Raw genomic sequence first — 744 nt, 5'->3', positions numbered from 1 at the left:
AGGCCGGAATGTGGCGGGCGAAGCGGTCGTGGCCCGATTTATTTCTGCACGCAAATCACTTCACTATCGCAACGTTCATTGCGCATTCAGACGCAGGTTTCAATTGCCTCACATGTGATGCTTCGCCTCATCTATGGTCTCGCGGCGGCATTGCATCCGTCGCGGGATTGGGCGCGCGCGGTCCGTTCGGTCCGCGCGATGGAATCTCTTCAGGCATGCGGCCCGGCAATTCGTCGGGCCGCGGTGATTCGCCGGGCTCGCGCACTGGAGGTGTGATTTCAGGCTGCGGATTGCCCGGCGGAATTGCCGGCGGCGGCTCGGTGGGAGTCCCCGGTGTTGCCGGTGGAATCTCGGGCGGTTCGATCGGCATCGGCATCATCGAGTTCGGTTGTCCAGAGAAGGACAACGATGATGCCGCGCCGATGTTCCCTGTCGCGTCGTCCCRGACTGCGCGCCTATTCGGGCGCGTGACAGACGGCCTCGATGTTGTGGCCGTCGGGGTCCAGCACGAAGGCGCCGTAATAGTTCGAATGATAGTGCGGGCGGATGCCGGGCGGTCCGTTGTCGCGTCCACCGGCCGCGATCGCCGCCTTGTAGAAGGCGTCGACCGTGGCGCGGTCCTTGGCCGCGATCGCGACATGCACCGGCTTGTTCATGGCGCCTTCGCCGCCAATCCAGAAATCCGGCTTGCCGTCGGCGCCGAAGCCGGCGGCCGGATCGTGGCCGGTCTGCTCCGCCGTGACC

At 65.1% G+C, this 744-nt stretch carries 2 protein-coding genes; both read right to left on the bottom strand.

Annotated elements, in window-relative coordinates; all coding sequences use genetic code 11:
- Positions 1 to 127 precede the first annotated feature (127 nt).
- Entirely contained in the window at positions 128 to 370 is a 243-nt protein-coding gene (locus AC1D00_RS43825) for a hypothetical protein (RefSeq protein ID WP_404551807.1), read from the bottom strand.
- Between the two features lie 85 nt (positions 371 to 455).
- A partial coding sequence (locus AC1D00_RS43820; protein WP_477015031.1) for a VOC family protein occupies positions 456 to 744 on the bottom strand: 289 nt, incomplete at its 5' end.

Source organism: Bradyrhizobium sp. P2_E8 (assembly GCF_056403875.1).
The sequence above is the reverse complement of the archived record's forward strand: the minus strand, read 5'-3'. Positions and strand labels throughout refer to the sequence as shown.

Coding starts and splice junctions, on each gene's coding strand:
- AC1D00_RS43825 (WP_404551807.1), bottom strand. CDS start 370: ATGCCGATCGAACCGCCCGAGATTCCACCGGCAACACCGGGGACTCCC.